The following is a 6,022-nucleotide window of genomic DNA, read 5'->3' as shown; positions in this document are numbered from 1 at the left end:
CCAACGGACCCAGGTCGTCGGAGAGTCCCCGAGCGATGTCGGCGACGTGGCGGTCGTCGGCGTTCAGCACGACGCGGCCGGTGGCGCGTCCCGCGATCGTCGCGAGCATGCGCGCGACCATCGCGGGGTCGAAGAAGCGGTCGATCTGATCCACGACCACGTTCGTCAGGAGCACGACGCGGGGGCGCATCCGTGGAGCGAGCCGGGCTCCGTGTCCCTCGTCCATCTCGAGGACGGCGATGTCCGCGTCGATGCCTCCGCGCAGATCGGCCCGCTCGAGCAGTGCCGAGGTGAGGCCCTGGGCGATGTTCGCCGTCGACGGGTTGGTGAAGACGCGCAGACCGTGCGCCCGCAGGACGGCGACGAGCATTTTCGTCGTCGTCGACTTCCCCGCTGACCCCGTCACGACGACCAGACCCTCAGGGAAGCCGTTGAGCACCGCGGGGAGGAACCCGGGTGCGACGCGGTTCACCACGAGTCCGGGTACGGCGGACCCACCGCCGGGCTTCCGGACTCGCGCAGCGAACCTGGCGGCCCTCCCGAGGAGGACCGCCGGCGCGTAGCGGATCACCGGCCTACTCGAGGTAGTCGCGCAGCGACTGCGATCGGGACGGGTGGCGGAGCTTCGCCATCGTCTTGGACTCGATCTGGCGGATCCGCTCGCGCGTGACGCCGAAGGTGTCGCCGATCTGGTCCAGTGTCTTCGGCATACCGTCGCCCAGGCCGAAGCGCATGCGGATCACGCCGGCCTCGCGCTCCGAGAGGGAGTCGAGCAGCGACTCCAGCTGCTTCTGCAGCATGGTGAAGCCGACGGCGTCGGCCGGGACGACCGCCTCGGTGTCCTCGATCAGGTCACCGAACTCGCTGTCGCCGTCTTCGCCCAGGGGGGTGTGCAGCGAGATCGGCTCACGGCCGTACTTCTGCACCTCGATGACCTTCTCGGGGGTCATGTCGAGCTCGCGGGAGAGCTCCTCGGGCGTGGGCTCGCGGCCCAGGTCTTGCAGCATCTGACGCTGCACGCGGGCGAGCTTGTTGATGACCTCGACCATGTGCACGGGGATGCGGATCGTGCGGGCCTGGTCGGCCATTGCGCGAGTGATCGCCTGGCGGATCCACCACGTCGCGTAGGTCGAGAACTTGAAGCCCTTGGTGTAGTCGAACTTCTCGACCGCACGGATCAGGCCCAGGTTGCCCTCCTGGATGAGGTCGAGGAACTGCATGCCGCGACCCGTGTAGCGCTTGGCAAGGCTGACCACGAGCCGGAGGTTCGCTCCGAGCAGGTGGCTCTTGGCTCGCTGCCCGTCCTTCGCGACCCAGCGCAGCTCGCGCACGAGTTCCGGGCTGAGGTCGCTCGAGTTGGCGAGCTTGTCCTCGGCGAACAGGCCGGCCTCGATGCGCATCGCGAGCTCGACCTCCTCAGCCGCGTTGAGGAGCGCGACCTTGCCGATCTGCTTCAGGTAGTCCTTGACCGGATCGGCGGTGGCGCCGGTGATCGCGGTCGAGTAGACCGGGACCTCGTCGTCCTCGCCCCCGAAGGAGAGGACCAGCGCACCGCTCGGCAGCGGCTCCGCGGGTGCGACGGCCGCAGCAGCAGCGGGAACCTCCGGCGTCTCCGTGTCGTCCTTCGCCGCCTCGGTGTCCTCGACGACGACCTCGGTCTCCTCGTCGACGTCCGCCTCATCGGGCTCGACCGCATCGGTCGGCTCGTCCTCGGTGACCGCGGCGGCCTTGGTGGTGGCGCGCGATCGCGTGGTCTTCGCTGCGGCGGTCTTCGCCACCGTGGTCTTGGCCGCGGGCTTGCGCCCTGCGGGCTTCTTGGCGGTCGTCGTCACGTCGTCGTCGACGGCGTCGAGCGTTGCTGTCTTGGTAGCTCTGGTGGCCATGGCGGCACCTCTCCATCCGTTGCGTCCCGGAGGCGGCGGCGCCGGGAGGGCGCCGTCCGTCGGTGGGCATTACGAGGACCCATGTCAAGTCGAGGACCTCACACGCCCGTCGTGGGCCTGGTGCTCCTCGACCCGAACGGGTCCTATTGACAATTATTGCACGTCTGAGTAGTGCAGCCGTGCGGTCGGGTGCGAGCGAGGCTCGTTCCGCGGAGATCCGGGCGGATCCGAAGGGACATGGTGTCTGCGGGGAGTGGAACGACGCAGGTGACGCTCAGCGCCGTGCGCGGCCGCGGCGCAGACGGTCACTCCATGCAACCCAGAGCGGGGCCACCGTTATTCCCTCGTCCTCCGCCAACCGGCGCCGCGTGCGGCGGCGTGCGATCAGGAGGCCGACGACTCCTGCTCCGATGACGATGTACTGCACACACCACGCCAGCCGGAAGTGCTCGAGGGAGTAGGTCTGCTCGGAGGAGGCGCCCGGACCGGCGAGCGCGTCCAGGATCAGACCCATTGCGAACATCATCGTGAAGCTCGCCAGGAAACCGCCGACGTTCACGACTCCGTTGGCCGCGCCGAGACTCCGAGAAGGATTGAAGGTGCGGGCGAAGTCGAAGCCGATCATCGATCCCGGCCCTCCGGCGCCCACCACGATCAGCAGCAGCACGACCAGCCAGTACGGCGGCACCCCCGGCCACAGCAGGACAACGGTCCACGCGATCGCCATCACCGAGACGATGCCCAGGACGAGGTTGCTGCGCCTCATCGGATGGCGGGCCGTGAGGACGCCGAGCACTGGACCCACGACGATGCCTGCCACGACGACGATCGTCAGCGTCGGCGCAGCGACGCCCGGGGACAGCCCGATCGAGTAGACGAGGAACGGGTACCCCCAGAGGAGGGTGAAGACCGTGCCGGAGGACTGCGTGACGAAGTGGGACCAGAAGCCGAGCTGCGTCCCCGGCCGTCTCAGGCTCACGCCCAGCTGGGCGATGGTCGCGCGCAGGGTCGGCGGAACGAGAACGATCGGCTCTGTCCGCGGAGGCACGTCGCTGATCAGCAGCAGAACGGCGAGGAACGCCACCGCCCCCAGGCCCGCCGCGGAGAGGAAGGCGGGCGTCCAGCCGGACGTGTGCAGCACCGCGGCGAACGGCAGCGCCGAGAGGATCTGCCCGACCTGGCCGATGTTGCCGATCCACTGCGAGAGCTGCGGCACGATCGGTCCGCTGAACCAGGTGACGGTGAGCCGGATCACCGAGGTGAAGATCGCGGCGTCGCCCGCTCCCAGCAGGATGCGGCCGAGAATCGCGACTCCGATGCTCGGTGCCACGGCCACCACGATCTGGCCCGCCATCATCAGAGCCGTGCCGCTGAGGATGAGCGTGCGAGGGCCGAAGCGGTCGATCAGGATCCCCACCGGGATCTGCATGGCCGCGTAGACGATCAGTTGGACGACCGCCAGCGACGAGAGGACGGCCGCCGTCACTGCGAACCGCTCAGCCGCATCGACGCCGGCGACACCGAGTGTGGTGCGGTCGAGGACGGCGACGAGGTACGCGAAGGCCCCGGCGCCGAAGACGAACCAGGCCCGACGATCTCGCACTCGCCCGATCCTACCGAGCGCGGTCGCTCACGGGGCGGTGGGCTCCTCACCCGGGCGACGGATGGCAAGGAACTTCTCGAGCTCGGCGGCGATGGCGTCGGCGCTCGGCACGAAGCCGTCCTCGTCGGTGAGCGGCGAGCGGAGGCTGGTCCCCTCCATGTAGGTGTCGTGCCGGGCTTCGAGTGCGGCGACGAGCTTCTGCAGCTCCTCGTTGCCGGCCACCTGCTCGTCGACCTTCCCGAGGAACTGGCGTCCGCCCTCCCTGAGACGATCCGTCGGGAAGATCAGCCCGGTCGCTGCTGCGATGCTCTCGAGTGCGGCGACGGCGGCCTGCGGGTACTCCGTGTCGGACAGGTAGTGCGGAATGAGCAGCGCGAAGCCCACGACGCCGAGTCCGCGCTCATAGAGGCGCAGCTCGAGCAGGTGCAGCACGTTCGCGGGCACCTGGGTGTGCGGTCTCCAGACCGACATCGCCTCGATCAGGTCCTCGCGATTGCCGCTGACCGTGACGCCGACGGGCCGGGTGTGCGGGACGGGCATGGGGATCGCCTGGACCCACGTCGTCGAAGCGACGTCGAGCCGGTCGAGCAGCGACACGACGGCGCGAGTGAACCGCTCCCACTGGAAGTCGGGTTCGAAGCCTGTGAGCAGGAGGAAGGGCTGATGCAGCTCGTCGTAGGCGAGAGAGAGCCTCAGCGTCGCCGGGCGGTAGTCGGTCAGGTGGTCCTGATCGAAGGTGATGATGGGTCGCCGGGCGCGGTAGTCGAGCAGCTGGTCCTGGTCGAAGACGGCGACGGGACGGTGCTCCAGCGTCTCGAGCAGGTACTCGCCGAGTTGCCCGACGGCTCCGCCGGCGTCGGCGGAGCCCGTGAGCCCGGCGACGAGGTGCAGTCCTCCCGGGATCTCGGAGAGGTCGCCCTCGATCTCGAACAGGTCTTCCGGATCCAGCATGGCGCCCAGTTTAGACGGGGGTGCGCCCGCCCCGGCCCGGTCCGCTGAGCCCTCAGCGAACAGCGCTTAGCATTGCCGCCATGCCCCTCTCCTCTCTCGAGTACTCGACCGTTCCGGCCTCCGACATCGACACCGACGCTCTCGTCCTCGGCGTCGCCCCTGGGGCGGACGGCCCTCGGCTCGTCGGCGTGGAGGGCTTCGAGGAGCTGGCCTCCTCCCTCGTGGCGCTCGGTGTCTCGGGAGCGGCCGACTCGCTCGTGCGCGTGCCCTCGTCGGTCCGCGCGGGCGTCGTCGTCCTCGTCGGTCTCGGGTCGACAGAGCCCGACGACGCGGGCCTGCGCTCGGCGGCGGGCGCGGCCGTCCGTCTGCTGGCGGGATCCGCCTCCGTCGCCCTCGCACTTCCTCCGTACTGGCGACTCGGACGGCACTCTGGGCGCTGTCGCGGAGGGGGCTGCGCTCGGGTCGTACGCCTTCACCGCTTTCCGGAGAAGTACCGCGTCGGGCGTGAAGTCCCCTGTAGAGCACGTCGTCCTCCTCGGCGCCGGCGACTCCGCCGACAGTGCGGTACTCGACCGGGCGCTCGTGCTCGGCCGTGCGGTGTCGGCGGTCAAGGATCTGGTCAACACTCCCCCGTCGCACCTCTACCCCCAGACCCTGGCCGAGGCCGTGCAGGACGGCGTCGAGGGCCTGCCCCTCGAGGTCACGGTCTGGGACGAGAAGGCACTCGCGGAGGAGGGTTTCGGCGGCATCCTCGGCGTCGGCAGCGGCTCCTCGCGCCCACCCCGCCTGGTGAAGATCGCGTATACGCCCGAGGGCGCGACCACGCACCTCGCCCTCGTCGGCAAGGGCATCACCTTCGACAGCGGCGGACTCTCGCTCAAGCCGCCCACCTCGATGATCGGGATGAAGACCGATATGGCCGGTGCGGCGACGGTGTACGCCGTGGTCCGCGCGATCGCCGAGCTGAACCTGCCGTTGCGGGCGACCGCCTGGCTCTGCGTTGCGGAGAACCTGCCCTCGGGCACAGCGATCCGCCCGGACGACGTGCTCACCGTGCGCGGCGGGACCACTGTCGAGGTGCTCAACACCGATGCCGAGGGCCGGCTGGTGCTGGCCGACGGCCTTGTCGCCGCGAGCGAGGAGCAGCCTGACGCGATCGTCGACGTCGCGACGCTGACGGGAGCCTCCGTGGTCGCCCTCGGCAATCGCACCGTGGGCACTCTCGGCGACGACGCGCTCGTCGCGCGCGTCCTCGACGCTGCGCGCACCGCGGGAGAGACGTTCTGGCACATGCCGCTCCCGGCCGAGCTGCGTCCGCTGCTCAACTCCGACGTCGCCGACATCGCGAACGTCAAGCCGGGCAACACGGCCGGGGGGATGCTCGTGGCCGGTCACTTCCTCCGCGAGTTCGTCGGCACGCGCGGCGAGGGCGACGAGGCGACCGTGATCCCCTGGGCACACCTCGACATCGCCGGCCCGTCGAGCAACGGCGGCAGCGGCTACGGCTTCACCGGCGCCGGGGCGACCGGCGTCTCGGTCCGGGCGCTGATCGTTCTGGCCGAGCGCTTCGCGAGCGCGTAGTAGG

The 6,022-nt window shown here is 69.9% G+C and carries 4 protein-coding genes and 1 pseudogene; 1 reads left to right on the top strand and 4 read right to left on the bottom strand.

Features of this window, described 5'->3' with window-relative positions; genetic code table 11:
- The 4 genes from ACH61_RS04650 to ACH61_RS04635 all read right to left on the bottom strand — a co-directional run.
- Window positions 1–472 (bottom strand): Mur ligase family protein (locus ACH61_RS04650; protein WP_269085053.1); only part of this gene is annotated, 472 nt, incomplete at its 3' end.
- A 103-nt stretch (window positions 473–575) separates the two neighbouring features.
- Window positions 576–1,883 (bottom strand): RNA polymerase sigma factor, encoded by a 1,308-nt coding sequence (locus ACH61_RS04645; RefSeq protein ID WP_068209168.1) that lies wholly within the window; start codon window positions 1,881–1,883, stop codon window positions 576–578.
- A gap of 274 nt (window positions 1,884–2,157) precedes the next feature.
- Complete coding sequence (locus ACH61_RS04640; RefSeq protein ID WP_068209164.1) at window positions 2,158–3,486, bottom strand: MFS transporter; 1,329 nt, start codon at window positions 3,484–3,486, stop codon at window positions 2,158–2,160.
- Window positions 3,487–3,513: 27 nt separating this feature from the next.
- Window positions 3,514–4,437 (bottom strand): proteasome assembly chaperone family protein, encoded by a 924-nt coding sequence (locus ACH61_RS04635; protein WP_068209161.1) that lies wholly within the window; start codon window positions 4,435–4,437, stop codon window positions 3,514–3,516.
- A gap of 80 nt (window positions 4,438–4,517) precedes the next feature.
- On the opposite strand from ACH61_RS04635, the pseudogene ACH61_RS04630 reads away from it, so the two are divergent.
- Window positions 4,518–6,018: pseudogene (locus ACH61_RS04630) on the top strand (leucyl aminopeptidase).
- The last annotated feature ends 4 nt before the right edge of the window (window positions 6,019–6,022 follow it).

The sequence above is a fragment of the Rathayibacter tanaceti genome (genome assembly GCF_001634385.1).
In the GTDB taxonomy this organism is placed as follows: Bacteria; Actinomycetota; Actinomycetes; order Actinomycetales; family Microbacteriaceae; genus Rathayibacter; species Rathayibacter tanaceti.
This window is presented reverse-complemented; position numbering and strand designations above follow the sequence as displayed.

Bases quoted from the DNA above. Each gene is read 5' to 3' on its own strand.
- ACH61_RS04645 (WP_068209168.1), bottom strand. From the start codon at position 1,883: ATGGCCACCAGAGCTACCAAGACAGCAACGCTCGACGCCGTCGACGAC.
- ACH61_RS04635 (WP_068209161.1), bottom strand. From the start codon at position 4,437: ATGCTGGATCCGGAAGACCTGTTCGAGATCGAGGGCGACCTCTCCGAG.